General features: G+C 60.9%; 26 protein-coding genes. 7 read left to right on the top strand and 19 right to left on the bottom strand.

The window, feature by feature from the left end:
- Positions 1-2: 2 nt before the first annotated feature.
- From tolQ to ruvC, 6 genes are all read right to left on the bottom strand, one after another.
- On the bottom strand, positions 3-677 hold the full coding sequence (gene tolQ / locus SJY10_RS04365; RefSeq protein ID WP_386679850.1) for a protein TolQ: 675 nt from the start codon (positions 675-677) through the stop codon (positions 3-5).
- A 115-nt stretch (positions 678-792) separates the two neighbouring features.
- The gene (ybgC, locus tag SJY10_RS04360; RefSeq protein WP_386679848.1) at positions 793-1182 is read right to left on the bottom strand and encodes a tol-pal system-associated acyl-CoA thioesterase; all 390 of its coding nucleotides are present in this window, start codon (positions 1180-1182) and stop codon (positions 793-795) included.
- Positions 1179-1808 carry a hypothetical protein gene (locus tag SJY10_RS04355; protein ID WP_386679846.1) on the bottom strand — a complete coding sequence of 210 codons (630 nt, stop codon included), beginning with the start codon at positions 1806-1808 and terminating at the stop codon, positions 1179-1181. The genes ybgC and SJY10_RS04355 overlap by 4 nt, the downstream gene beginning before the upstream one ends.
- A 49-nt stretch (positions 1809-1857) precedes the next feature.
- On the bottom strand, positions 1858-2877 hold the full coding sequence (gene ruvB / locus SJY10_RS04350) for a Holliday junction branch migration DNA helicase RuvB (RefSeq protein WP_386679844.1): 1020 nt from the start codon (positions 2875-2877) through the stop codon (positions 1858-1860).
- 9 nt (positions 2878-2886) lie between these two features.
- A complete protein-coding gene (gene ruvA, locus SJY10_RS04345) occupies positions 2887-3543 on the bottom strand; it encodes a Holliday junction branch migration protein RuvA (protein WP_386679842.1) in 657 nt (218 codons plus the stop codon).
- The gene (gene ruvC, locus SJY10_RS04340; RefSeq protein WP_386679840.1) at positions 3540-4058 is read right to left on the bottom strand and encodes a crossover junction endodeoxyribonuclease RuvC; all 519 of its coding nucleotides are present in this window, start codon (positions 4056-4058) and stop codon (positions 3540-3542) included. The genes ruvA and ruvC overlap by 4 nt, the downstream gene beginning before the upstream one ends.
- A gap of 290 nt (positions 4059-4348) precedes the next feature.
- Here ruvC and SJY10_RS04335 point away from each other — a divergent pair, with 290 nt between their 5' ends.
- On the top strand, positions 4349-4561 hold the full coding sequence (locus tag SJY10_RS04335) for a DUF1127 domain-containing protein (protein ID WP_386679838.1): 213 nt from the start codon (positions 4349-4351) through the stop codon (positions 4559-4561).
- Between the two features lie 123 nt (positions 4562-4684).
- On the opposite strand, the gene SJY10_RS04330 is transcribed toward SJY10_RS04335, so the two are convergent.
- The 5 genes from SJY10_RS04330 to SJY10_RS04310 form a co-directional block, all read right to left on the bottom strand.
- Entirely contained in the window at positions 4685-4966 is a 282-nt protein-coding gene (locus SJY10_RS04330) for a hypothetical protein (RefSeq protein WP_386679836.1), read from the bottom strand.
- A gap of 152 nt (positions 4967-5118) precedes the next feature.
- Positions 5119-5991 (bottom strand): 50S ribosomal protein L11 methyltransferase, encoded by an 873-nt coding sequence (locus tag SJY10_RS04325; protein ID WP_386679834.1) that lies wholly within the window; start codon positions 5989-5991, stop codon positions 5119-5121.
- 111 nt (positions 5992-6102) lie between these two features.
- Positions 6103-6750, bottom strand: a complete 648-nt coding sequence (gene msrA / locus SJY10_RS04320) for a peptide-methionine (S)-S-oxide reductase MsrA (RefSeq protein WP_386679832.1) — start codon at positions 6748-6750, stop codon at positions 6103-6105.
- A gap of 54 nt (positions 6751-6804) precedes the next feature.
- Positions 6805-8037 (bottom strand): MFS transporter, encoded by a 1233-nt coding sequence (locus SJY10_RS04315; protein ID WP_386679830.1) that lies wholly within the window; start codon positions 8035-8037, stop codon positions 6805-6807.
- 189 nt (positions 8038-8226) lie between these two features.
- Positions 8227-10419, bottom strand: a complete 2193-nt coding sequence (locus tag SJY10_RS04310; protein ID WP_386679828.1) for a primosomal protein N' — start codon at positions 10417-10419, stop codon at positions 8227-8229.
- 73 nt (positions 10420-10492) lie between these two features.
- On the opposite strand from SJY10_RS04310, the gene fsa reads away from it, so the two are divergent.
- From fsa to SJY10_RS04290, 4 genes are all read left to right on the top strand, one after another.
- On the top strand, positions 10493-11146 hold the full coding sequence (gene fsa, locus SJY10_RS04305; RefSeq protein ID WP_386679827.1) for a fructose-6-phosphate aldolase: 654 nt from the start codon (positions 10493-10495) through the stop codon (positions 11144-11146).
- A gap of 120 nt (positions 11147-11266) precedes the next feature.
- Entirely contained in the window at positions 11267-11983 is a 717-nt protein-coding gene (locus tag SJY10_RS04300) for a DUF484 family protein (RefSeq protein WP_386679826.1), read from the top strand.
- Positions 11980-12894 carry a tyrosine recombinase XerC gene (locus SJY10_RS04295; protein ID WP_386679825.1) on the top strand — a complete coding sequence of 305 codons (915 nt, stop codon included), beginning with the start codon at positions 11980-11982 and terminating at the stop codon, positions 12892-12894. Before SJY10_RS04300 ends, SJY10_RS04295 begins: the two co-directional genes overlap by 4 nt.
- Positions 12895-13051: 157 nt before the next feature.
- Positions 13052-13747, top strand: a complete 696-nt coding sequence (locus SJY10_RS04290) for a CDP-alcohol phosphatidyltransferase family protein (RefSeq protein ID WP_386679824.1) — start codon at positions 13052-13054, stop codon at positions 13745-13747.
- Between the two features lie 9 nt (positions 13748-13756).
- On the opposite strand, the gene SJY10_RS04285 is transcribed toward SJY10_RS04290, so the two are convergent.
- Complete coding sequence (locus SJY10_RS04285) at positions 13757-14233, bottom strand: methylated-DNA--[protein]-cysteine S-methyltransferase (protein ID WP_386679823.1); 477 nt, start codon at positions 14231-14233, stop codon at positions 13757-13759.
- Positions 14234-14370: 137 nt separating this feature from the next.
- Here SJY10_RS04285 and SJY10_RS04280 point away from each other — a divergent pair, with 137 nt between their 5' ends.
- Positions 14371-14802, top strand: a complete 432-nt coding sequence (locus SJY10_RS04280) for a universal stress protein (RefSeq protein ID WP_386679822.1) — start codon at positions 14371-14373, stop codon at positions 14800-14802.
- Between the two features lie 35 nt (positions 14803-14837).
- Here SJY10_RS04280 and ileS read toward each other — a convergent pair whose 3' ends face one another.
- The 4 genes from ileS to hisC all read right to left on the bottom strand — a co-directional run bounded on the left by ileS (position 14838) and on the right by hisC (position 20810).
- Positions 14838-17759: an isoleucine--tRNA ligase gene (ileS, locus tag SJY10_RS04275; RefSeq protein WP_386679821.1), complete on the bottom strand. Its 2922-nt coding sequence runs from the start codon at positions 17757-17759 to the stop codon at positions 14838-14840.
- A gap of 218 nt (positions 17760-17977) precedes the next feature.
- On the bottom strand, positions 17978-18817 hold the full coding sequence (locus SJY10_RS04270) for an extensin family protein (protein ID WP_386679820.1): 840 nt from the start codon (positions 18815-18817) through the stop codon (positions 17978-17980).
- Positions 18817-19734: a prephenate/arogenate dehydrogenase family protein gene (locus tag SJY10_RS04265; protein WP_386679819.1), complete on the bottom strand. Its 918-nt coding sequence runs from the start codon at positions 19732-19734 to the stop codon at positions 18817-18819. The genes SJY10_RS04270 and SJY10_RS04265 overlap by 1 nt, the downstream gene beginning before the upstream one ends.
- Positions 19731-20810: a histidinol-phosphate transaminase gene (hisC, locus tag SJY10_RS04260; protein ID WP_386679818.1), complete on the bottom strand. Its 1080-nt coding sequence runs from the start codon at positions 20808-20810 to the stop codon at positions 19731-19733. The genes SJY10_RS04265 and hisC overlap by 4 nt, the downstream gene beginning before the upstream one ends.
- Before the next feature lie 165 nt (positions 20811-20975).
- Here hisC and SJY10_RS04255 point away from each other — a divergent pair, with 165 nt between their 5' ends.
- Entirely contained in the window at positions 20976-21743 is a 768-nt protein-coding gene (locus tag SJY10_RS04255) for an SDR family oxidoreductase (RefSeq protein ID WP_386679817.1), read from the top strand.
- 104 nt (positions 21744-21847) lie between these two features.
- On the opposite strand, the gene rpsD is transcribed toward SJY10_RS04255, so the two are convergent.
- The 3 genes from rpsD to aroQ form a co-directional block, all read right to left on the bottom strand.
- Positions 21848-22468 carry a 30S ribosomal protein S4 gene (gene rpsD, locus SJY10_RS04250; RefSeq protein WP_386679816.1) on the bottom strand — a complete coding sequence of 207 codons (621 nt, stop codon included), beginning with the start codon at positions 22466-22468 and terminating at the stop codon, positions 21848-21850.
- A gap of 243 nt (positions 22469-22711) precedes the next feature.
- Complete coding sequence (gene glpK / locus SJY10_RS04245) at positions 22712-24205, bottom strand: glycerol kinase GlpK (RefSeq protein ID WP_386679815.1); 1494 nt, start codon at positions 24203-24205, stop codon at positions 22712-22714.
- A 91-nt stretch (positions 24206-24296) separates the two neighbouring features.
- The gene (gene aroQ / locus SJY10_RS04240) at positions 24297-24731 is read right to left on the bottom strand and encodes a type II 3-dehydroquinate dehydratase (RefSeq protein ID WP_386679814.1); all 435 of its coding nucleotides are present in this window, start codon (positions 24729-24731) and stop codon (positions 24297-24299) included.
- Positions 24732-24742 lie beyond the last annotated feature (11 nt).

Below are 24742 nucleotides of genomic sequence, written 5' to 3'. Positions count from 1 at the left end.
GTTCAGGCGTCCAACTGGCGCGACAGGATTGTGCTGAATTCATCGGCAAAGGCTTCGTAGCCTGCGATAATCCGGTCCGCATCCGCGCTAAGCTTGTTATAGAAAATAACCGCCGGAATAGCCGCCATAAGGCCCAGACCCGTGGCCAGCAGCGCCTCTGCAATACCCGGTGCCACAACCGCAAGGTTGGTATTTTGCGCCTGCGCAATTTCGATAAAGGCGTTCATGATACCGAAAACCGTACCGAACAAGCCGACATAGGGCGCGACCGATCCGGTGGTCGCCAGCACCGACAGGCCCTTTTGCAGGGTCGCCGCCTCTTTTGCGATGGCCACATCCATGCTGCGGTCGATGCGCGCCTGCGCACCTGCTATTAAACCGCCATCCTGCTTGTGACTGCGGCGCCATTCGGTCATGCCCGCGCTAAAGACCACCTCTGCCGCACCACGGGGCTGGCCCGCAATCTGGTCGTACAGCTGATCAAGCGGTTCGCCGCTCCAGAATGCGCGATCAAAAAGATCGGCTGCAGCACGGGCCTTGCGATACTGTATCGTCTTGTCCACGATGATGGACCAGCACCAGATACTGGCGCCTACCAGCGCGAACATGACGAATTTCACAAGGATGGTCGCGTGGGCGAACATCGACCACATCGTGATATCGGGAACTGTTTCCATGGTGCCTGCTCTGACATTTGGCCGCTTGCGCGGTCTGATTACAGGTGATTCTATCTGAATCGCTGGAAAACGCCAATGTCATTGTGCACACGTTTGCGCCAGACCGCCGATGCCGCTAGTGCACCGCCCCGCGCAGCGCCTTTGGCAGCCGTGTCGGCTTACCCTCCAGCGTCATGCAAACGGCTGTGACTTCTGCCCGAAACAGCACATCATTGCCGCGTCGCACCTCTTGGTCGAACACCCAGCGCACCGCGCTTTGGGCCCGGTGGCTTGTGTGCACGACCAACCGGTCATCCAGTTTTGCCGGGGCCAGGTAATCCGCCACCACCCGCGTGACAACAAAGACGATGCCTTCTTTGTCGCGCATGTCCAGCTGGTTCATGCCCAGCAACTCCACCAGCTCTGACCGCCCGCGTTCGATATATTTCAGATAGTTGGCGTAATAAACGATCCCGCCCATGTCGGTATCTTCGTAATACACCCTGACCGGCGTCTCATGGCTCATTGAATCCGTCCCGCCCGTGCCGCGACCCGCAGCGCATGGCTCGCATCCTGTGCCACCGCTGGCATCACGGGATCATAGACCGCGCGCACAATCGCCGCGACCTCTGGCCGAATGACCGCCAGACCATCCACCAACGCTAATGGAGAGACGTCTGTGAACGCCCGGTCAGACCATAGTACAATCGTCTGCACCGCTTGCCCCAGCGCGAGTGTATCCGCACTGACAGCTTCCAGTTGCGCATCCATGCGCAGAAACACAAAACAAGCCTTGATCGTACCGGCCGGATCAAAGCGGAATATCCGGTACTGGTTCGCGTCTGCGGCCTGCAGCCGCGCGACCAGGGGCACAAGATCAGGCACCATCCGGTCCAGATGTGGCACCTCTGCCAATTCGGTCCAGTCGCTGCAGAAGAACACCATCAGGTTCGCGCCAAGCTCGCCGTCCGTCTCCGCCATCTTGTGACCAGCCATCACGACAACCGCCTCAACGGCGCTTTTAAACACGCCCAGCGTCGCCTCATCGACGCCAAAGATAACGGGCGCGATCGGCCGCCCCCAGCGCGCGCACAGATAGCTGCCATCGCTGCGGGTGAATTTCGCCGCCACCTCTTCTGCTTTGATCGTCACCGCCTCATCCTCGTTTCCTGTGCAATATGAGCCCGTCAAAGGCACCAACCTAGTCAAACAGATCGCTGTCCCGCTTGGGCGCCGCCAGTCCAAGGTGCCGCCAGGCATCGCGCGCAAGCATCCGCCCGCGTGGTGTACGCTGGATCAGACCTTTTTGCAGCAAATAGGGCTCGATCACATCTTCCAGCGAATCTCGACTCTCGCTTAGCGCCGCACTCAACGTCTCGATCCCGACAGGTCCGCCGGCATAGCTTTCTGCGATCAGACGCAAATACCGCCGGTCCGCATTATCAAGGCCCAGGTCATCCACGCCCATGCGCGTCAACGCCCGGTCAGCGATGGCGTGATCGACGGTGCCGTCACCTTCGACAAGGGCGAAATCCACGACCCGCCGCAATAACCGTCCGGCAATTCGCGGCGTACCGCGGGCGCGGCGCGCCACTTCACGCGCACCCTCCGGCGTCGCAGGTGCACCCATCAGGCGGGCACCGCGCGTGACGATTTCGTTCAACTCATCCTCGGTATAGAATTCCAGCCGCACCGGAATCCCGAAACGGTCGCGCAGCGGGGTAGTTAGCAGCCCCATGCGTGTCGTCGCCCCGACCAGCGTAAAAGGCTGCAATTCGATCCGCACCGTGCGCGCGGCTGGCCCCTCTCCGATCACCAGATCCAGTGCGAAATCTTCTAGCGCGGGGTAAAGCACCTCTTCCACCGCCGGATTGAGGCGGTGGATCTCGTCGATGAACAGCACATCGTTCGGTTCCAGATTCGTTAGAATTGCCGCCAGATCCCCCGCCCGCGCCAGCACCGGGCCAGAGGTCATGCGAAATCCAACCCCCAGTTCCCGCGCCATGATCTGCGCCAGCGTCGTCTTGCCCAGACCGGGCGGGCCGTGAAACAGCACGTGATCCATCGCATCCTTGCGCATCTTGGCGCTTTCGATGAACACACGCAGATTGGCGCGCGCTTCGGCCTGACCGATAAACGCCTCCAGCGTCTGCGGCCGCATCGCGCGGTCCGCATCCTCGGGCAGCGGCTCTGGCCGCATCAGGGGATCGGGTTCAGTCATACCCCTGCCTTACCCCTTCGGTGCCAACAGCTTCAAGGCAGCGCGGATCACCTCCCCCGTCGCAGCCCCCGGCGTCATCGCCTCGGCCACTGCTGCCGCCGCGTCGCCAGGCGCATAGCCAAGGTTCACCAGCGCCGACAATGCCTCGCCCTGTGCCGGGTTTGCCTTGACCGGCGCCTTGCGGGCCTTTGCAGGCGCAGCGGGCGCGTCATCTTCGATCACGATATCGTCGCGATCCAGCCCGTCGCCGCCCATCGCCATCACGGCGGGGGCTTTGTTCTTTAATTCGATCGCCGCACGCTGCGCGATCTTTGGCCCCACGCCCTTGGCCTTTGCCAGCGCGTTCCAATCGCCCAGCGCAATCGCTTTGGACACACCTTCTGGCCCAAGCGCGCCCAGAATGGCCAGCGATGCCTTGGCCCCAATGCCCTGCACGCCCATCAACAAGCGGTGCCATTCCTTTTCCACCAATGATGTGAAGCCAAACAGTTGCAGGTTATCCTCGCGCACCAAAAGATCGGTATAAAGCGCGACCGCCTCGCCGTTTCCGGGCAGACTAGCCATGGTACGATCACTGACAAAGACCAGATAACCCACGCCGCGCACGTCGATCAGCACATGATCGGCAGCACGATAATCCAGCCGCCCGGCGATGCGCCCGATCATGATGCCGCCCGCGCGGTGGCCTTGGCCAGCGCCTTGTTCAGATGCCCCGCCGATTGCAAATGATGCGAATGACAGATCGCGATTGCCAGTGCGTCTGCCGCATCAGGCCCCGCCAGCGTCACGCCCGGCAGTTGCAACCGCACCATATGGTCAATCTGCGCTTTTGCAGCATGGCCGACACCGACGACAGCCTTCTTGACGGCATTGGGCGCGTATTCACCCACCTCGATCCCCGCCTGCGCGACAACCAGCAACGCGATGCCCCGCGCCTGGCCCAGCTTCAGCGTACCAACCGCGTCTTTGTTGACAAAGGTCTGTTCGACCGCCGCCCGGTCCGGCGCATGGGCGATCATCACCGCGCTAAGGCCTTGGTAAAGCGACAACAGCCGCTCGGCCAGATTGTCACCCAGTCCGTGACAGACGCCGTTGGCCACATGCGTGATTCGACTGCCCTGAACATCGACAACCCCCCACCCCATATTTCGCAGCCCCGGATCAATTCCCAACACCCGCATCGCACCCTCGTCCGTTTCTTTTGATTGCGCCTTGGCTAGCACAAAGCGCGAACATAAACCAAGCGCCCATCGTCACCGTCATACGAATAGCCTTATTCTGTTGCGATTTACGCAAATTGAGTCTTCAAACCCTGCGATGAAAAAACATGCCAATCGCACAATTTGCAGGCATGATAAAAACACATGGAAGCTCTGCAAAAATCGGGGGTAGTGGCATCGCCGATCCGTAGCTACGTGCCAGCCATCAAGTCAAACGCTGTTAATGCAGCACATTCTCAGGAGCCACTCCCATGGCATCGATCAACGCAACCCGCACCAATCCGGCACTGACCGGCGGTTTCGCATCCGGCCTTTTCACGGCTACCATCTCTCGTCTGGCGGCTTGGAATGACGCGCGTGTGACGCGCAAGTCCTTGTCCCAGCTGACCGCACGCGAGCTCGACGATATCGGTCTGTGCTACGGCGATATCAACGACGTCGCAGCAGGCGCGTTCCGCCGCTAAATGGCGCAAGCAACAACAAAAACGCCGCGCCTAAGTGACCCTTTGGCGCGGCGTTTTGCTATCCAGTATTATGTTGCCCCCGCCCATGACCGGGGATCGGTGCAGACGGTCAGATCTGTATGATTAACCGTGCATCATCCGCATGACCCGCGCCACGGCATTAGTTGCCGGATCAGGTTGCATCACCCATGCACCCGCCTGTTCCAACATATGCCCTTGCGACAGCGTATCCAGCTTGCCTGCGTAGGTCGGTGCATCCATGGCCGCCATGATATAGGCCTTAAGCACCAAGGCGATCAGCGCCGATACAAACAGCGCCTTCCACGGAAAAGCCAGCGCATTGAAATGCGGTTGTGCAACAATAAGGTTCTGCTTGTTCAGCCGCAGGCTATACCCACCGCTCAACTTGCTGTGCTGCCGCGTAATACGGCGAATTCGTTTATAAAAAGAGTCGCGATGCGCAGACATGAAAAACTCCAGAAGCCCCCACTTCCTGAAGTTGAAAATAACGTTAAAAAATGGCTAAGCCAAGGCAGAACGACGGCATCACACTCATTTTAGACAGATTTCGTTAAAGTTAGCGTCGTCCAGTCAACAATACAGTCACGGCGGGACTCATTAAATCCAGCTTGTGCATAGACCTGCGCAACCGCATCGGCCTGCTCGTTCAGGATTCCGGACAAAATTGCAGTCCCGCCCGGTTGAGTCGCCTTTGCCATATCCTCTGCAATCGCGATCAGCGGTCCTTTCAGGATATTGGCAAACACCAGATCAAAAGGTGCCGCCTGTGCCAGTTCAGGCGCATCGAATCCTGCCGCAATCAGACAATCGACCTGTCCGGTCAAATTATTCGCCGCCACATTGGCCGCTGCGACCTCTACCGCTGTGGGGTCGATGTCAGAGGCCAGCACGACGTTCGGGCTGATATGCGCCGCCGCCATCGCCAGGACAGCCGTGCCGCAGCCGATATCAACAGCGTTCTGGGGAACAAAGCCTGACTCTACCATGCGATCAAAGGCCCGCAGACAGCCCAGCGTCGTACCGTGGTGTCCGGTGCCAAAGGCCATGGCCGCTTCGATCAGCAACGGAATTTTGCCCTCTGGCACTTTATCCGCGTCGTGACTGCCGTAGACAAAGAACCGGCCCGCATCGACGGGCGGCAAATCACGGCGCACCTTGGCGACCCAGTCTTCGTCCGGCACGTCAGAGACGTTGAAATCCTGCACGCCGTGCACCATCGCCAGCACTGCAAGGCCCGCGCGGTCCGGCTCTACGGTGAAATATGCCGCAACCTCGAACAGGCCGGACCCGTCCTCGACCTCGAACACGCCGATCCCTGTGGGTTCCGGCTCCAATGCCTCCAGCGCAAGCGCAAGCCCCTCTGCGATGCTGCGTCCCATGGTCGTGGTCAATGCGGTAAACGTGGTCATGGCGATCCCCTTTGTGCCGGCCCAGTTAGAACCAAGCAGCCGAGCCGTCAAACGCAAAGGCCCCGGCGCGGTGCCGGGGCCTTGTTATTCTGCACCGATATCGCGGCCCGATCAGGCACCGACGCCGATCGGACAGGTCACTCCGGTGCCACCGATCCCGCAATAACCATTCGGGTTCTTTGCCAGATACTGCTGGTGATAGCCTTCGGCATAGTAAAACGCCGGCGCATCGACGATTTCGGTCGTGATCGCGCCATAGCCGGCCTGCGTCAGACGGGGCTGAAAGGCGGTTTTGCTTTGCTCTGCCGCAGCACGCTGATCTGCGTCCATCACATAAATGCCGGACCGGTACTGCGTGCCCGCGTCATTGCCCTGCCGCATCCCCTGGGTCGGGTCATGCCCTTCCCAGAACACCTGCAACAGCGCGTCATAGCTGATAACGGCGGGATCATAGACGACGCGCACCACCTCGTTGTGGCCGGTCTTGCCGGTGCAGACCTCTTCATAGGTCGGGTTCGGCGTATAGCCGCCGGCATAGCCGACAGCGGTGGTGGTCACGCCGTCCAGCTTCCAGAACATCCGCTCTACGCCCCAAAAACAGCCCATCCCGAACAGGGCAACGGCATGACCTTCGGGGACATCCTTGATCGGCGTCTCAAGCACAAAATGCATCTTTTCCGTCGGCAGCGCCTGATCACGGCCGGGCAAGGCGTTTTCGGGGCTGACCATTTCGGATTTATCGCGGGACATGAACAGCATGTAAAATCTCCTAAGCGGGGTATCAGGTTAATATAGGTGACCGGTGCGGCATTACTACTGCGCCGGCACCGGCGCGGGCGGGCGGGCAAACACCGTCTCGTGACCCGGCACGGGGTGGCGCGGGATCAGCAGCGCCAGCCCGAACGACACCGCCGCCATGCCAGCGGCCAGCCCGAATACCAGCGCCGGTGATACCAGCCACAGCAGCCCCAGCAGGACCGGCAAGAATACCGCCGCGATATGGTTGATCGTAAAGGCGACGGCAGCCGTCGGAGCAATATCCGCCGGATCGGCGATTTTCTGAAAATAGGTCTTCAGCGCAAAGGCCAGTGCGAAAAAGATATGATCAACGACGTAAAGCATCGCCGCAATCGCCACGCCCCAGCCAAAGAAATAGACACCACCATAGGCCAGAAACACCGCCACAAGCCCCAGGTATTCGAACAAAAGCGCACGCCGCTCGCCAAATTGCCCCACAATGCGGCCCATCAGCGGGGCCAGCAGAATGTTCACAACCAGATTGATCAGGAACAGCGCCGTCACCTCGTCCACGCGAAAGCCGAACCGTTCGACCATCATGAAGCCGGCGAAAACGACAAATATCTGCCGCCGCGCGCCCGACATGAATTGCAGCGCATAATACAGCCAATAGCGACGGCGCAGCACAAAGGTCTTTAACTGCGGATGCGGTGCCTCGAATTGGGGATAGGCAACCAGACACCACAGCGCTGCAAGCGCGCAAAACCCGCCGGATGCCAGATAGACAAAGACATAGGACAGATCGAACCGTTCCCAGGTCATCACGATCAGCACATAGGCGACCAGCGTTGCGCCCGACCCGGCAGCCATGAGCCAGCCCAGCATCTGCGGTGCCCGCGCCCGGTCAATCCATTGCAATTGCAAGCTTTGGTTCACCGTCTCAAAGTAGTGGAACCCGATGGATGATAGCATGGTGACCGTCAAAATTCCTGCCATATCCGGGAAATAGGCCGTGACCGCCGTCGACACACCCAGCAACAGCAGGGCAATCAGGCCCAGCACCTGCTCGCGGATAAACATGATCAGCCCGATCACCCCGATGGCCAGAAAACCCGGAATTTCCCGCACCGTATGCAGCAGCCCGATATCGCCGCCGTCAAAGCCCGCGACATCAATGACGAAGTTATTCAGCAGCGCCGACCACGTCGCAAAGGCGACAGGCATCGCCATCGCCATCACGAAAAGCAATGTAAATGGCCTGCGCCAGAACGGCAGGTTGCGGGCGTCGGACAATTTTACAGTATTCATGGCCGAATGCTTAGGCCCCGCGACCCGCCTAAGCAATACGGGATGGTGGGCGGGGCGTCTTCGGGCCGCAGCCCGAACAGCGCCGCATCACCATAGCCCCACCCGGCGCGCGCAGCCGTTAAATAACTGTAAAATATTACATAATATGTATCGCATGCGAAACATTTAGTTTTTGAAATGTATTTTTGCCTAGTAAAAGCTCTGCGGATCAATATCGATCGCCATCCGCAAATCACCACGCAACTTGAACTGCGCCGCCCATTCTGCCAGCGCCTGCTGCAATGGCGCAGCCTTGTCCGCCTTCACCAGCAACCGCACCCGGTGCCGCCCTCTGATCCGCGCAATCGGCGCTGGCGCCGGACCAAAGACCTGCGCCCCGATCCGCCGCAACGCCGCGTCCTGCCGTGCCATCGCAGTGCCCAGATCAAAAACCTGCTGTACATCGCCCCCGCTCAGCACGATCCCCGCCATCCGGCCATAGGGCGGCACGCCGGCAGCCTTGCGCTCCGCCGCCTCGGCGGACCAGAACGCCTCTTCGTCGCCAGCCACAATTGCGCGGATCACCGCATGTTCCGGCTGATAGGTCTGAAGCAAGGCCTCTCCTGGTGCCTCTGCCCGCCCAGCACGCCCCGCGACCTGCCGCATCAGTTGGAACGTCCGCTCTGCCGCGCGCAGATCGGATCCCTGCAGGCCCAAATCCGCGTCAATCACCCCGACCAGCGTCAGCTTGGGAAAGTTATGCCCTTTCGCCACCAACTGTGTGCCAATCACAATATCCGCCCCGCCCGCCGCGATATCTGCGATATGCGCCTTCATCGCGCGGGCAGAGCCATAAAGGTCGCTCGACAGCACCACGACCCGGGCATCAGGGAACAGCGCCTGCACCTCTTCGCCCATCCGCTCTACGCCGGGGCCAACCGCGCTTAGCTTGTCTTCGACCGCGCAATGCGGGCAGACCGTCGGCATCGGCTTGGTCGCGCCGCATTGGTGGCACATCAGCCGCTTGAGGAAGCGATGTTCCACCATCCGCGCATCGCAATCGTCGCAAGCAATCTGATGCCCGCAGGCCCGGCACAGCGTCACCGGCGCATACCCACGGCGGTTCAAAAACACGAGGCTCTGCTCGCCCCGCTCAATCCGTAACTGCATGGCAGCGCGCAAGGACGGCGACACCCAATGCCCGCTCGGCAAATCCTCTGACCGCATATCAATTGCGGACATCTTCGGCATCACCGCAGGACCAAAGCGGCTTTTCAGCTCTAACCGCCGATACTTACCCGCCTCGACGTTGGCCCAGCTTTCAAGGCTTGGCGTCGCGGACGCCAGCACCACCTGCGCCCCGTTCCCCGCCGCCCGCAGCACAGCCATGTCGCGGGCATTATACAGCACGCCATCCTCTTGTTTATAGGATGTATCGTGCTCTTCATCGACGACAATCAGCCCCAGATCGCGGTAAGGCAAAAACAGCGCAGACCGCGCCCCGACCACAACATCCGCGTCCCCCAGCCCGACCATCCGCCAACAGCGCCGCCGTTCCGTCTGCGTCACACCGGAATGCCATTCCGCAGGCCGTTGGCCAAAGCGCGCCTCGATCCTGTCCAAAAATTCGCCCGTCAGCGCGATTTCCGGCAACAGAACCAAGGCCTGCCGTCCGGCCCGCAGACACGCGGCGACGGCCTCCAGATAAACTTCGGTCTTGCCAGACCCGGTCACACCTTTCAGCAAGGTCGTGCCATAGGTCCCGCTCGCGACAGCCTCGGCCAGCACCGCGGCCCCCGCCGCCTGATCTGCCGTCAGTTCCTTGCCGCCGTAATTCGGATCCAGCTTCGGATAGGGCGTATCGCGCGGCGCGTCTTCCTCGCTCACCGCCCCTAGCTTGACCATGCCTTTAACAACCGTGGTCCCCACCCCGGCCATTTCGGCCAGCTCTTTCAGCGTAAACGCCAGCCCGCCATATTCGCGCAGCACATCTAGCACCGCCTGCCGCGCCTCTGTCATCCGCGTGGGCTCACTTGAACCCAGCCGGTAAACCTTGCGCGTGCCCGGCGCATCGCCCATCCCCGGTGCCCGCGTCGCCAGCCGCAACATCTGATCCAGCGGCGTCAGGGTATAATCGGCGGCCCGCGTTAAAAAAGTCTGCATTTCAGACCGCATCGGGGCCACATCAAGCACACGCATCACGCTGCGCACCTTGGCATAGTCGTAATCGCCAGCCCCCGCGCCCCAGACCACGCCCAGAATTTTCCGTGGCCCCAGCGGGACTTCGACGAAAGCCCCGGCAAAACAACCGCCCTGCGGCGCCTTGTAATCCAACACCCGCCCAAGCGGCTGGGTGGTCAGCACACCGACCAATTCGCCTTCGTTGAAATGTGACTGAACCATAACGGCCTTTTCAGGGTTTCCCCCATCAGGTAAACGCTGACCAAGCAAACGCCAACCCGAAGGGAACGAGCCGATGAAGTTTTTCGTAGACACCGCAGATATCGACGCCATCAAAGAACTGCATGCACTGGGCATGGTCGACGGGGTCACCACCAACCCGTCCCTGATCGCCAAATCCGGCCGTGACATCCTCGAAGTGACCAAGGAAATCTGTGACATCGTCAGCGGCCCCGTGTCCGCCGAAGTCGTCGCCTTGGACGCCGAGACGATGCTGGCCGAAGGCCGCAAGCTGGCTAAGATCGCTCCGAACATCGCCGTCAAAGTGCCGCTGACATGGGCCGGCCTGCAGACCTGCAAAACGCTGACTGACGAAGGTACCATGGTTAACGTGACCCTGTGCTTCTCTGCCAATCAGGCGCTGCTGGCCGCCAAGGCCGGCGCGACATTCATCAGCCCCTTCGTGGGCCGCTTGGACGATATCAACATCGACGGCATGGAATTGATCGGCGACATTCGCACGATCTATGACAATTACGGCTTTGACACACAGATCCTTGTCGCGTCGATCCGTACCGCCAACCACATGAAGGACGCAGCCCTAATCGGCGCTGATGTCGCCACCGCGCCGCCCGCCGTCATCAAAGGCATGGCCAGCCATATCCTGACTGACAAGGGCCTTGATGGCTTTATGGCCGACGTGAAAAAGGCCGGTATCAAGATCCTGTAAGCCAGACCAACTGGGCCGCACCTGCAACAGGTGCGGCCCCTTCCACGTATCGAACAATTTTAAGGCGAAATCAGGCGTCAGACCTGCTAGCCTTGCACAAAACCAAAAAAGAGCAGGCACATGAGCATAACACCCCTGATGGACACATCCGTCCGTGATCGTATCATTGCGGACCCCGATCTTCTGCTGGAAGACCAGGACATCATGCGCGCACTCGTGGCCGCAAACGAAAAAACCATGGGCGGGAATATCGTCGATCTGCGCGGCATCGCGATGGAACGGCTCGAATCCCGTCTCGACCGGCTAGAGGACACGCATCGCAGCGTCATCGCCGCAGCCTACGAAAACCTCGCTGGCACGAACCAAGTTCACCGCGCTATTCTGCGCCTGATGGACGCGACCCGGTTTGAAACGTTCCTGCGCGATCTGGCCGGCGATGTTGCCGACACCCTGCGCGTCGACGTTATGCGCCTTGTGCTCGAAAGCGAAGGCGACGGCGACGATCCAGCGATCCGCCAGCTTGGCGAGGTCCTGTCCGTCGGCGGCCCGGGCTTTTGCGACACCTACATCACCCACGGCCGCGACATCCCCGTCCGCGCCGTCACCCTGCGGCAGGTGCAAAACCACGGCGCAGAGGTTTATGGCGACAAATCCGACTACGTCCGCTCAGAGGCATGCCTGAAGCTTGACCTCGGCGCGGGCCGCCTGCCCGGCATGCTGGTCATGGGGTCAGAGGATCCCCATCTGTTCACCCCGCAGCAAGGCACTGACCTGCTGACATTCTTCGGCGGCGTGTTTGAACGCAGCATGCGCCGGTGGCTTGCGGCAGGCGTATGATCGCCCCGCAGCTGACCGATGCGCTAAACGGCTGGCTGGCTCATTGCGCCGCCCTGAACGACGCGGCGGACCACACACTGACCGCCTACCGCGCCGATGTGCAGGGCTTTCTAGCCTTTATGCAAAATCACAACGGTGGCGGGGTCGGCCTTGGCCCCATCGCCCGGATCACAACAGGCGATATGCGCGCCTGGATGGCGCATGAACGCGGCCGCGGCGTCGGTGCCCGCTCGCTCGCCCGCAGCCTGTCGGCAGTCAAAACCTTCTATCGCTGGCTGGCAGAGCGCGAAGGCTTCGAGCCCACCGCCGTCCTGACCATCCGCAGCCCCAAATTCACAAAAAAACTTCCCCGCCCGCTGGAAGAATCCGCCGCCCGCGCGATGATCGACCGCGTCGAATGCCAAGCGCCAGAGCCTTGGGTCGCCGCCCGCGATACCGCCGTGGTCACCGTGCTTTATGGCCTTGGCCTGCGCATATCAGAGGCGCTGTCGCTGACCACCGCCCAGTCCCCTTTACCAGATGTTCTGCGCATCACAGGTAAAGGCGGCAAAATGCGCATCGTCCCCGTCCTGCCCGCCGCCCGCGACGCCGTTGCCGCCTATGTGCAGCTCTGCCCGCATGATCTGACGGACGGCGGCCCCCTGTTTCGCGGTGTGCGCGGCGGTGCCCTGAACCCCCGCGCCATTCAAAAGGTCATGGAATTGTCGCGCCTGCAGCTTGGCCTGCCTGCCACGGCTACACCTCACGCCATGCGCCACAGCTTTGCCACCCACCTGCTGACCGCAGGCGGCGACCTGCGCTGCATCCAGGAACTGCTTGGCCACGCCAGCCTGTCAACGACGCAGGCCTATACCTCCGTCGACGCTGCACGCCTGATGGAAGTCTACGACGCCGCCCACCCCCGTGCCTGACGGGTCCCATTCATCTGGCCAGATAAACTCCCGCCGGAGGCAAACTCCTTTGCCTACCGCACAGCATTTCGCCTTTTTCCAAATAATTGCCCAAACGGGCTACTCCCTGTCTGAAAAGCGCTAAACTTAACGTTGTGCCAAATCGAAAGCCGCCTTTATGACCACCACCAACAAAGCCTTGGCTGTCCATCTCTTAACTGCGACCGGTGCCGTTTTCGCCATGCTCGCGATGTTGGCGGCCGTCAATCACGACTGGGCGCTGATGTTTCTGTGGTTGATCGTGGCCTTTTTTGTGGACGGGATCGACGGTCCGCTGGCGCGGAAATATGACGTGGAAACCAATGCCCCGGAATTCGACGGCGTCCTGCTTGACCTGATCATCGACTATCTAACTTATGTCTTTATTCCGGCCTATGCCCTCTACGGGTCTGGCCTGATGGACGGCTGGTCAGGCTGGGCCGCGATCATCATCATTACATATGCCTCGGCGATGTATTTCGCCGACACACGGATGAAGACCAAGGACTATTCGTTCTCTGGCTTTCCGGGCTGCTGGAACATGCTAGTGCTGGTGCTTTTTGCGTTGAAACCTGACTGGTGGGTCTGTCTGTGCCTTGTCGCGGCGCTGGCGATCACGATGTTTGTGCCGGTCAAATTCGTCCACCCGGTCCGCACCCGGCGCTGGCGCTCCATCACGTTGCCGATGGCGCTGGCGTGGGTCGTATTCGCAGGATGGGCTGCGTGGGTGAACTTCGATCCGGGCAGCTGGGCGCATTACGGGCTGATTGTAACATCGGTCTACCTGACGCTTGCGGGGGCGGTTCAGCAGATCATGTATGGCCGCGATGGTTGAACCGGCCCGCTAGATCAGCAAGCCAGCCGCACCTTCTAGTTTAAGTAATGCTATCTTGTCTTCGACCCCGCGGGGGCCGGAATAGCCGCCAAGGCTGCTGGCCCCCAGCACCCGGTGACAGGGGATCACGATCGGGATAGGGTTTGCCCCGCACGCCTGCCCGACAGCCTGCGCACTCACGCCTAGCTGCCGCGCCAGATCGCCATAGGTGCGAGTTTCACCGTAGGGTATTGCCATCAAGGCCTGCAGGAACGCGCGCTGAAACGGGCGACCGGTCGGGACAATTGGCACTGTGAAACCGGCCGTCGATCCTGCAAAATATTCCGCAAGCTCGCTGGTTAGTGTGCGCGCCATCGGGCCGTCGGTCAGCCCCCCAGCCCCCCACCGCAGCGCTGTGATGCCTGCCTGTGTACTATCAGCACCAAGCGGACCAAGAGGCGTGTTCAGCAAAACCCCGAACCTGCGATTGGCAGCGGCATCAGTCATGAACTGGCCTTTGGCAAGGCGCGCCATCTATCCGGACGCATTTCATTGCGGATGAAAGGTGATGCATATTTGTTCCATATCAAAGACGCCCCCCATGGATCATGCCACCCATAACACAGCAAAAAGGAGAACCCGAAATGATTACCAAAGTCATGGTTTGCTTTGACGGCTCTGACCACGCTTTATCCGCCTTGCTGAATGCTGCGGATCTGGCACAGAAATATCAGGCGACGCTCGATGTGGCCACGGTCATGCATATCGACATGAATGCTATCGCTGTTGGCGGCAGCGCCGTGATGATTCCGATCCACGAAGAAGAGGCAAAAGCCAACGCCGCCGCCATCCTGCAAAACGCGGCCAAGCTAACCCAAGAGGCAGGCTATGCCGCCCCTGCGACCAATATCCTGCGCGGCACCCCTGCCGAGGCGATCCTTGAACATGGTAGATTGACCAATGCCGACCTGATCGTTGCAGGACGCCGCGGATATGGCACCCTGCGTGGAATGCTGGTGGGAAGCGTGTCACAAAAGCTGATCGCCCATGCGACCTGCCCCGTGCTGATTACCTGATGTAAAACGGGGCCGGATCTCTCCGGCCCCGCATCTTATTTGGCAAGCGCCGCATCACAGCGGGCGCAGACGCCGGCAAGGCTATGCGTTCCTACGTCCGGCAGGATCTTCCAGCAGCGCTGGCATTTGTTGCCGTCCGCGCGTTCAAACACGACACCCACATCAGCGATATCTTCGATGCGGAACGCCTCTGCCGGGGCCGGATCTGTCGTAATTTCGATCCCGCTGGTGATGCACAGATCGTCAAAGGACAAGGTCTTCAGCGTCGCGGCGTCATCGGCCGTGACGTGCACGACAGGGGCCGCCTCTAGCGATGCGCCAATGACCTTTTCCGTCCGCTTCACTTCCAGCGCACCAGTGACGACGCGGCGCACACGGCGCACCGTTGACCATTTCGCCGCCAGCGCAGGGTCCAGCCATTCGACCGGCGTTTCGGGGAAGTCCTGCAAGTGCACGGATGACACCGGGCCAGGATGCCGTTCCAACCAGACCTCTTCCATGGTGAAACAAAGGATCGGGGCCAGCCATGTCGTCAGGCGGTCGAACAGCAGTTCCAGCACCGTGCGCGCCGCGCGGCGGCGGGGCGTATCGCCGTCGCAATACAGCGCATCCTTGCGGATATCGAAATAGAACGCCGACAGATCCAGCGTCGCGAAATCAAAGATCGCCCGGAAGACGCCTTGGAAATCATAAGCTGCGTAGCCCTTGCGCACGACCCCATCCAGCTCTGCCAGACGGTGCAGCACCCATTGTTCCAGCTCTGGCATATCAGCGCGGGCGATACGGTCGCTTTCAGTCACATCGGCAAGCGAGCCGAGCATAAAGCGCATGGTGTTGCGGAGCCGGCGATAGCTGTCAGCAGTGCCTTTCAGGATTTCCGGCCCGATCCGCAGGTCATTGGTATAGTCGGACTGGGCAACCCACAGGCGCAGAATATCCGCGCCATATTCCTTGATCACTGTTTCCGGTGACACGGTATTGCCGACGGACTTGGACATTTTCATGCCTTTTTCATCCAGCGTAAAGCCGTGGGTCAGCACGCCGCGATAAGGCGCGCGGCCCTGCGTGCCGCAACTTTGCAGCATCGACGAATGGAACCAACCGCGATGCTGGTCGGTGCCTTCCAGATACAGATCGGCCAGGCCGTCCTCCGACCCGTCAGCGCGGTCGCGCAGCACAAAGGCATGGGTCGAACCAGAATCGAACCAGACATCAAGGATGTCAAAGACCTGATCCCAGTCGTCCGCGTTGTAGTCGTTGCCAAGAAAGCGTTCTTTCGCGCCGTCCACATACCACGCATCCGCACCTTCCGCCTCGAACGCCTCGCGCACGCGGACATTGACGCCCTCGTCGCGCAGAAGGAAATCAGGATCGGTGGGCAATGCGCCCTTCTTGGTAAAGCAGACCAGCGGCACACCCCAGGCGCGTTGACGTGACAGTACCCAATCGGGGCGCTGCGCGATCATCGCATGCAGGCGGTTGCGGCCGCGCTGCGGTGTCCATGTCACAAGCTCGTCGATAGAGGTCAGCGCCCGTTCGCGGATCGTCTTGCCATAGGTGTCCTGCCCGTCGCCGACGGGGCGGTCGATCGCGGCAAACCACTGGGGCGTGTTGCGAAAGATGACCGGAGCCTTGGACCGCCACGAATGGGGATAGCTGTGCTTGATCTTGCCCCGCGCAAACAAGCCACCCACCTCGACCAGCTTGTCGATAACGGCGGTGTTGGCATCGCCTTCCCAAGACTTGTTCTTGGGCTTGTCGCGAAAGATCGCCTTACCGCCAAAGAACGGCAAATCAGCACGAAAGGTCCCGTCTTCGGTTACGTTATAGGTGATAACCTGTTCCAGCATACCCAGATCGCGGTAGAGTTCAAACTCTTCCATACCGTGGCTTGGGGCGCAGTGGACAAAACCGGTGCCTTCATCGTCGGTCACGAAATCGGCGGCGCGGAAATCGCGGGGCTGGTCCCATTCGCCATTGCCACCCTCGGCATTTGCAAGCGGATGCGACAGGCTGGTATCGGACAAATCGCCTGCATCGCAAACGCGGGTGAATTCGGTGATCCGCGCCTTGGAAAATACATCAGCAGCCAGCTTGTCCGACAGGATATAGCGCTCGCCGGTGTTAACCCAGTTCCCCTCGGGCGCGTCAGTTACCTCGTAGACGCCATAGGAAATAGCCTCGCCATAAACGACAGCCTTGTTCGACGGCATGGTCCAGGGCGTTGTCGTCCAGATCACGACCGATGCCCCTTTCAGCGCATCGTTACTGGTATCGCGCACCTTGAACTTCACCCAGACGGTGTGACTTTCCTTATCGTGATACTCGACCTCGGCCTCGGCTAGGGCAGTCTTTTCCACCGGCGACCACATCACAGGCTTGGATCCTTGATAAAGCGTGCCGTTCATCAGGAACTTCTGAAACTCGGCGGCGATCACGGCCTCGGCGTGAAAGTTCATCGTCAGGTAAGGATCGGCCCAGTTGCCGGTCACACCCAGACGCTTGAATTCCTCGCGCTGGATGTCGACCCAACCGGCGGCAAACTTGCGACATTCGGCGCGGAAATCATTGACCGGCACATCGTCCTTGTTCTGCCCCTTGGCGCGGTACTGCTCTTCGATCTTCCATTCAATCGGCAAGCCGTGGCAATCCCAGCCGGGGATATACCGCGCATCACGCCCCATCATCTGCTGGCTGCGCACAACCATATCCTTCAACACCTTGTTCAAGGCATGACCGATGTGCAGATGACCGTTCGCATAGGGCGGTCCGTCGTGCAGCGTAAAAGGCGTGCGCCCTTCCTTGCCGCGCAGGGTGTCGTAAACGCCGATCTGCTCCCACCGGGCCAACCATTCCGGCTCGCGTTTGGGCAGACCCGCACGCATCGGAAAATCCGTGCGCGGCAGGTTCAGGGTATCTTTGTAATCAACGACTGTATCGGGGGTGTCGGCGCACATGAAAAGCGTCCTTCGATCTGGAATTTGGCAGGAAAAAAGAGGGCGGCGCAGCGCACCTTGACCCGGCGGCGCTGACGGTCAGCGCGCCGGGGACATAATTCGTATCAGGACCCGCATATTCATGCCCGCGTTATAGGCAGCCCCGCGGCCGGGGTAAAGACGGCGCGACAGCCGATGGCCGCCCCTTCATCTGGCTAGATAAACTCAAAAACCCGGCCTTAGCGGCAATAACTGCCCGATCGATATCGCGCGGTGTCGACATGGAAATGATCCCGGTGAGCGGCATTAGCGGCGGGCCCCAGCACCGTGCCAAACGGGCCGCAGGCTGCACGCCACATTTGTTTCAGCTGCTCGCCCGCGCGGCCTTTGTTCCAGTCGGTCAGCACGGTCAGCTCTCGGCCGTTTTTCAGCTGGACGCCTGCGATATCCACAGCCCGCCCGCGGCCGTGTTCCGACAGCTTGTTGTTTGTCGCACTGCCGCCGACGCGGTTGCGGCAGGTATAGCTGCCCACCACGCGCAAGGATGCCACGCCCCCGCCCGTATCGCCGACAGCAGGAATGACGCCATCAGACACCCAGCGGCGCAGGGCTTTGGCCGTATTGCAATCCATCGTTGGCTGAGACGTCAGGCGCACGCCCGCCACCGACTTGACCTTGACCGCGCCAGTGACGCCGCAGCCGCCGGGTCCGTTGATATCGGCCATGTCCTCGCCCTGGATCGCCGGATCGCCGCAGATCTGGCCGCGCGCCAATTCCTGCTGTTGCTGCACGGCCCGCTGGGTGATGACAGCCGGGCGCAGGGCTGGCCTGTCTGTTACCAAAGGCGCAAGCGCGGTGGCATTCGCGGGTGCGGTAACCTGGGTTGCCGCCTCTGCCTGCACAGCGATACTGCCACCGGGCCGCAGGACGGGACGGAAAGCCAGAATTTCATGCTCTGGCACATCACCGTCCTCGAACATCCCATCCGAAGGACGCACCGCAGGGCGCAGGGTATTCGACAGTGGCTCTGCCACCGCGGCCGTGCCGGCCAGCAGCAGCGCAAGCGCAACCAAACGCATCAGCGCGCCGCCGGGATGCGCCCGAAGTCCGGGGCAGCTGTATCCTGGCCCGCGTCGATGATGCCGCGCCGGATCGCGCGTGTGCGGGTAAAGTAGTCGTGCAAGTACTCGCCATCGCCGGTGCGGATCGCGCGTTGCAAGGAAAAGAGTTCCTCTGTGAAACGGCCCAGAATTTCCAGCGTTGCCTCTTTATTCGTCAGGAACACATCGCGCCACATCGTCGGATCAGACGCCGCGATACGTGTGAAATCCCGAAAACCAGCGGCAGAGTATTTGATGACTTCGCTATCGGTCACGCGGCTCAGGTCATCAGCCACACCCACCATGGTATAGGCAATCAAGTGCGGCGTGTGGCTGGTGACAGCAAGGACCAGATCGTGGTGATCTGCATCCATTTCATCCGTGTTGGCACCGATGCCCTGCCACAGCTTTTCCAGCTGCGCGACAGCGGCGCGGTCCGACCCTTCGGTCGGGACGATGATGCACCAGCGGTTGTCGAACAGCGTGGCGAAACCGGACCGGGGGCCCGAATGCTCGGTGCCGGCCAGCGGGTGCGCGGGGACAAAATGCACGCCTTCCGGCACAAAGGGGGCGACCGCGTCGATCACGGCCTTCTTGACCGAGCCAACGTCGGACAGCGTTGCGCCTGGCTTCAGCGCAGGCTTGATGTCAGCCATGACAGCGGCCATCGCGCCGACGGGCACGCAAAGCACGACAAGGTCGGCGTCCTGCACAGCCTCTGCTGCGGTGTCGCACACTTCGCACAGGTTCAACTCGCGCGCGATGTCGCGGGTTTCCTGACTGCGGGCATAACCGGTGATCGTGGTCGCAAGGCCGCCACGTTTCATCGCATGCGCCATCGACGACGCGATCAGGCCAAGGCCAATCAGGGCGACTTTGTTGTAGATGACGGTCATCGTGCGCCCTTGAACTGGCCAATGGCATGCACGACGCGGCGGCAGGCGGATTCGTCGCCGACCGTGATACGCAGGCACTGCGGAAAGCCATAGCTTTTGGGGTGTCGCACGATGATGCCTTGGGACAACAGGTGTGCGTTGCAGGCCAGCGCCTCTTCTTCGGAGGTAAAGCGGGCCAGAATGAAGTTCGCGGTAGAGGTGTCGGACGGCACGCCCATTTCGGCCAGCGACGTAGACAGCCAGTCACGCCAACGGGCATTTTCGACGCGGCACTTTTCGGTGTAATCCGTATCGCGCACCGCCGCCTCTGCCGCGGCAAGCGCGCCGCCGGACAGGTTGAACGGGCCTCGAATACGGTTGAGCACGTCAATCACCGCCTGCGGGCCGTAGCCCCAGCCGACGCGCAAACCGCCCAGACCGTAAATCTTGGAAAAGGTGCGGGTCATAAAGACATTGTCGCGCATTTCCACCAAAGCGCGGCCGCCATCATAGCCTTCGGCAAATTCGGCATAGGCCCCGTCAAGGACCAGCATCGCCTTGTCCGGCAGACCTTCAGCAAGGCGCGCAACCTCTGCCTGGCCGATCATCGTGGCGGTCGGGTTGGCGGGGTTGGCGATATAGACAAGCCGGGTGCGGTCGGTGCAGGCGGCAAGAATGGCGTCAACGTCAATGACCCGCTCTCTCTCTGGCACGACGACAGGCGTGGCGCCAGCCGCCAAAGCCACGATGCGATAGATCGCAAAGCCGTGTTCGGTATAGATGACCTCGTCGCCTTCGTCAGCGTAGGCCTGCGCAAGCAGGTGCAGGATTTCGTCGGAACCCACGCCGCAGATTACCCGGCCCGGATCAACGTGCCAGACATCGCCAATCGCCTGCCGCAGGGCAGCGTGATCGGTGACCGGATAACGGTGCAGATCGTGGACCGCGCGCTGAAAGGCATCCTTGGCCTTTGGCGAGGGGCCAAAGGGATTTTCGTTCGAAGACAGCTTAAGCACGTTCGACATGCCGTCCACATGGCTCGCCCCACCTTGATAAAGAGCAATATCCATGATGCCGGGGCGAGGCGTGATCGTCATCGGTCGAGGTTCCATATGTAAGACGCTTGGCGGTGTTCTAGCGGCCCGGTCGCCGTCTGACCAGTGGCAAGCTGACGCGCACCGGTTCCGCGCGGTAGAGCTTTTGATTTTACGAGGATCTGTCTAGCCTGATTTCTGGCAAAGTAACGCAGAGGGAGGCGGGGCATGGAGATTGCAGGCAAGATCGTGGTGGTCACGGGGGCTGCGGGCGGCATCGGGCGGGCGCTGGCGCAAGGCTTTGCTGTGGCTGGCGCGGCGCATGTGGTCTGCGCGGATCTGGACGAGGACGGCGTGCGGCGGCTGGCAGCAGAGATTGGCGGAACGGGCCTGCGCGTCGATGTCACGCAAGAGGCGCAGATTGCTGAACTGGTAGCGGTGGTAGAAGGACAGATTGGGCCGATTGACCTGTTCTGTTCCAACGCTGGCATCTTTACCCCCGGCGGGATGGAGGTTGCCGATGACGACTGGCAACGGATCTGGACGGTCAATGTGATGGCTCATGTCTGGGCCGCGCGCCATGTTGTGCCGCTGATGATCGCACGCGGCGGCGGGTATCTGTTGAATACCGCCAGCGCCGCGGGCTTGCTGAACCAGATCGGCGCGGCCCCTTATGGCGTGACGAAACATGCTGCTGTGGGTCTGGCGGAATGGCTGGCCATGACGCATGGGGACGCAGGCATCAAGGTGTCCGTCCTGTGTCCGCAGGCGGTGCGGTCTGCGATGACGGACGGTATGGGTGACAATATCGCAGGAATTGACGGGGTGTTGGAACCTGACGTCATGGCCCGGGCCTGCATAGAGGCGATCCGCGACGAGGTATTCCTGGTGCTGCCGCACCCCCAGGTGCGCGGCTACATGCAGGCCAAGGCGCAGGATTATGATCGCTGGATCGGCGGCATGCGCAAGTTGAACCGGACATACGGCGCGATGTGATTCCGGCACATTTCCGATTTTTCGCCGAAAAATCGGCAGCGGCGGCGCGAAACGCAAAAGGCCGCCCCGAAGGGCGGCCTTGGCAGAACAAGCCGGTAAGAGGCTTAGTTTTTGGCGTAGAATTCGACGACCAGGTTCGGTTCCATCGTGACGGGATACGGCACATCGCCCAGCGTTGGAGTGCGGGTGAAGGTCGCAACCATCTTGGAGTGGTCGACTTCCATGTAGTCGGGCACGTCACGCTCTGGCAGCTGGGATGCGACCAGAACCAGTTCCAACTGCTTGGACTTCGCACGAACTTCGATGACGTCACCCTCTTTCACGCGGTAGGAGGGGATGTTCACGCGCTGGCCGTTCACGGTCACGTGGCCGTGGTTCACGAACTGACGTGCAGCAAAGACGGTCGGGACGAACTTGGCGCGGTAGACGACAGCGTCCAGGCGGCGCTCCAGCAGGCCGATCAGGTTCTCGCCGGTGTCGCCCTTGACGCGCTCGGCTTCGGTATAGATGCGGCGGAACTGCTTCTCGGTCAGGTCGCCGTAGTAGCCTTTCAGCTTCTGCTTGGCGCGCAGCTGCAGACCAAAGTCAGAAACTTTGCCCTTGCGGCGCTGACCGTGCTGGCCGGGGCCGTATTCGCGGCGGTTGACGGGGGACTTTGGGCGACCCCAGATGTTTTCGCCCATGCGGCGGTCAATTTTGTACTTGGCAGCTGTGCGTTTGGTCACGGCTGATCTCCTTCGGTTGTGCGCAGTTGCGCGTGAAGGGCGTTGTCCTTTGGGCCGAGGCCCTGACAGGCGTTCCCCTTGCGGGGGCCACCAACACCAATAGAGGGGCCAGTTAGGGGATCAGGCGGGGGGTGTCAACGGGAATGGTTGCCCCCGGTCCGATGTTCGGTCGCTTCTGCGGCAAGACCCGCTTTGTAGACGAACCGCAGCATGAGTATTTTTGGCCAGATGAAACCTGTCAGGTCAGTCCGCCCCAGCAAAAACAAGGGTCGCCTGCACCGCGCGGGTCCATTGGTGATATTTCTTTGCGCGGTCTTTCGGGACCATCGCCGGGCTAAACGTTTGGTCCAGCGCCCATTTTTCAGCAAAGCCAGCCTGATCGGGGTACAGACCGGCCCGGTGGCCCGCAAGCCATGCCGCACCAAGGGCGGTGGTTTCCTGGACTTTGGGGCGATCGACAGGTGCGTCGATGATATCGGCCAGGAATTGCATTGCGTAGTCGGACGCGCTCATGCCGCCGTCAACCCGCAAGGATGCGTCACCCGCGTCGCCGGCCCAGTCGGCCCGCATGGCATCAAGCAGATCGCGGGTCTGGTAGCCGACCGATTCGAGCGCCGCGCGGGCGAGTTCCGCAGGACCGGAGTTGCGCGACAAGCCATAGATGGCGCCGCGGCAGTCGGCGTTCCAATAAGGCGCACCAAGCCCGGTGAATGCGGGCACAAGAATGACGGGCTGGTCCAGATCAGAGCTTTCGGCAAGGGGCTGCGTTTCTTTCGCCTCTCGGATCATCTTGAGCCCGTCGCGCAGCCACTGCACGACCGCACCGGCAATAAAGATTGACCCTTCAAGGGCATAGGTCGGCTTGCCGTCTAGCTGGTATGCGATTGTGGTCAATAGCCGAGAGGTCGAGGCGACGGGGGTGTCGCCAGTATTGAGCAAGGCAAAGCAGCCGGTACCATATGTCGATTTCATCATGCCGGGCTTGAAACAGGCCTGTCCCACGGTGGCCGCTTGCTGATCGCCCGCGACTCCCATGATGGGAATGGCGCGGCCGAACAGATCGGGGCGCGTGGTGCCGAAATCTGCGGCGCAGTCTTTCACCTCTGGCAGCATTTCCATCGGGATATCGAGCAGGCCACAGATCGTGGACGACCAACGCCCGTTGTGAATGTCATAAAGCATCGTGCGGCAGGCATTGGTGGCGTCGGTCGCATGGACGGCACCTGCGGTCAGCTTCCAGATCAGCCAGCTGTCAACTGTGCCGAAAGCAAGCTCTCCGGCTTTGGCGCGCTCGCGGGCGCCTTCGACGTGATCAAGGATCCACTTCACCTTGGTCGCCGAAAAATAAGGGTCGAGCAGAAGGCCTGTTTTTGCAGTCACAAGGTCGGCGTGTTCCGCCAGATCCCGGCAGATATCAGCGGTGCGGCGGTCCTGCCAGACGATGGCGTTGTGGATCGGCTGCCCGGTGGCACGGTCCCAGACCAACGTGGTTTCGCGCTGGTTCGTGATGCCGATTGCCGTGATCGCATCAACGCCAAGGCCCGCCTTTTCAATCGCCGCACGGCAAGTCGCGGCGGTAGAAGCCCAAAGGTCGGACGGGTCGTGTTCTACCCATCCCGACTGCGGAAAATGTTGGTCAAACTCTTCTTGCGCGCTGGCGATGGGGACCATGTCCGCGTCAAAAATAATGGCGCGAGAAGAGGTTGTCCCTTGGTCGATCGCAAGAATATGGGTCATGGCGTCCCTTTGGCAGTTGGTGCGGCTGTGATGTTTCGCGGCGAAGATGGCCGATTTGATCGCGGTGCGAAAGGGGGTGCTGGTTGGCGGGTCAGCTGGCGTTGATTAGAACGCAGATTTGGCGCACCGCCGCGGCATAGCCGTTGACACCAAAGCCCACGATCACCCCGTCGGCGCGAGGCGAGATGTAGGAATGATGACGGAAGGCTTCGCGTTTGTGCACGTTCGAGATATGCACCTCGATCACAGGACCGTCGAAAGCGTTCAGCGCGTCGAAAATCGCGACAGAGGTATGGGTGTAGGCCCCTGCGTTTATCACGATCCCATCATGGGCGCTGCGCGCTTCGTGAATCCAGTCGATCAGCTGGCCTTCGTGGTTTGATTGCTCCATCCGGATCGTCACATCGCCGGCGGCGGCGCGGCACAGATCCGCCACATCATCCAAAGTGGCATGGCCATAGATGTCAGGCTGGCGTTTGCCAAGCAGGTTCAGGTTCGGGCCGTTAAGGACAAGAATGCTTTTCATGACATAGCTCT

The sequence above is a fragment of the Loktanella sp. R86503 genome (assembly GCF_042466455.1).
In the GTDB taxonomy this organism is placed as follows: domain Bacteria; phylum Pseudomonadota; class Alphaproteobacteria; order Rhodobacterales; family Rhodobacteraceae; genus Loktanella.
This window is presented reverse-complemented; position numbering and strand designations above follow the sequence as displayed.

Coding starts and splice junctions, on each gene's coding strand:
- SJY10_RS04255 (WP_386679817.1), top strand. CDS start 20,976: ATGGAGATTGCAGGCAAGATCGTGGTGGTCACGGGGGCTGCGGGCGGC.
- msrA (WP_386679832.1), bottom strand. CDS start 6,750: ATGCTGTTCATGTCCCGCGATAAATCCGAAATGGTCAGCCCCGAAAAC.
- SJY10_RS04280 (WP_386679822.1), top strand. CDS start 14,371: ATGATTACCAAAGTCATGGTTTGCTTTGACGGCTCTGACCACGCTTTA.
- SJY10_RS04265 (WP_386679819.1), bottom strand. CDS start 19,734: ATGACCGTCATCTACAACAAAGTCGCCCTGATTGGCCTTGGCCTGATC.
- ruvB (WP_386679844.1), bottom strand. CDS start 2,877: ATGACTGAACCCGATCCCCTGATGCGGCCAGAGCCGCTGCCCGAGGAT.
- SJY10_RS04325 (WP_386679834.1), bottom strand. CDS start 5,991: ATGACCACGTTTACCGCATTGACCACGACCATGGGACGCAGCATCGCA.
- ruvA (WP_386679842.1), bottom strand. CDS start 3,543: ATGATCGGGCGCATCGCCGGGCGGCTGGATTATCGTGCTGCCGATCAT.
- aroQ (WP_386679814.1), bottom strand. CDS start 24,731: ATGAAAAGCATTCTTGTCCTTAACGGCCCGAACCTGAACCTGCTTGGC.
- ybgC (WP_386679848.1), bottom strand. CDS start 1,182: ATGAGCCATGAGACGCCGGTCAGGGTGTATTACGAAGATACCGACATG.
- fsa (WP_386679827.1), top strand. CDS start 10,493: ATGAAGTTTTTCGTAGACACCGCAGATATCGACGCCATCAAAGAACTG.
- ileS (WP_386679821.1), bottom strand. CDS start 17,759: ATGTGCGCCGACACCCCCGATACAGTCGTTGATTACAAAGATACCCTG.
- SJY10_RS04285 (WP_386679823.1), bottom strand. CDS start 14,233: ATGACTGATGCCGCTGCCAATCGCAGGTTCGGGGTTTTGCTGAACACG.
- SJY10_RS04270 (WP_386679820.1), bottom strand. CDS start 18,817: ATGCGTTTGGTTGCGCTTGCGCTGCTGCTGGCCGGCACGGCCGCGGTG.
- SJY10_RS04315 (WP_386679830.1), bottom strand. CDS start 8,037: ATGAATACTGTAAAATTGTCCGACGCCCGCAACCTGCCGTTCTGGCGC.
- hisC (WP_386679818.1), bottom strand. CDS start 20,810: ATGACGATCACGCCTCGCCCCGGCATCATGGATATTGCTCTTTATCAA.
- SJY10_RS04295 (WP_386679825.1), top strand. CDS start 11,980: ATGATCGCCCCGCAGCTGACCGATGCGCTAAACGGCTGGCTGGCTCAT.
- tolQ (WP_386679850.1), bottom strand. CDS start 677: ATGGAAACAGTTCCCGATATCACGATGTGGTCGATGTTCGCCCACGCG.
- SJY10_RS04335 (WP_386679838.1), top strand. CDS start 4,349: ATGGCATCGATCAACGCAACCCGCACCAATCCGGCACTGACCGGCGGT.
- SJY10_RS04310 (WP_386679828.1), bottom strand. CDS start 10,419: ATGGTTCAGTCACATTTCAACGAAGGCGAATTGGTCGGTGTGCTGACC.
- glpK (WP_386679815.1), bottom strand. CDS start 24,205: ATGACCCATATTCTTGCGATCGACCAAGGGACAACCTCTTCTCGCGCC.
- SJY10_RS04290 (WP_386679824.1), top strand. CDS start 13,052: ATGACCACCACCAACAAAGCCTTGGCTGTCCATCTCTTAACTGCGACC.
- SJY10_RS04300 (WP_386679826.1), top strand. CDS start 11,267: ATGAGCATAACACCCCTGATGGACACATCCGTCCGTGATCGTATCATT.
- ruvC (WP_386679840.1), bottom strand. CDS start 4,058: ATGCGGGTGTTGGGAATTGATCCGGGGCTGCGAAATATGGGGTGGGGG.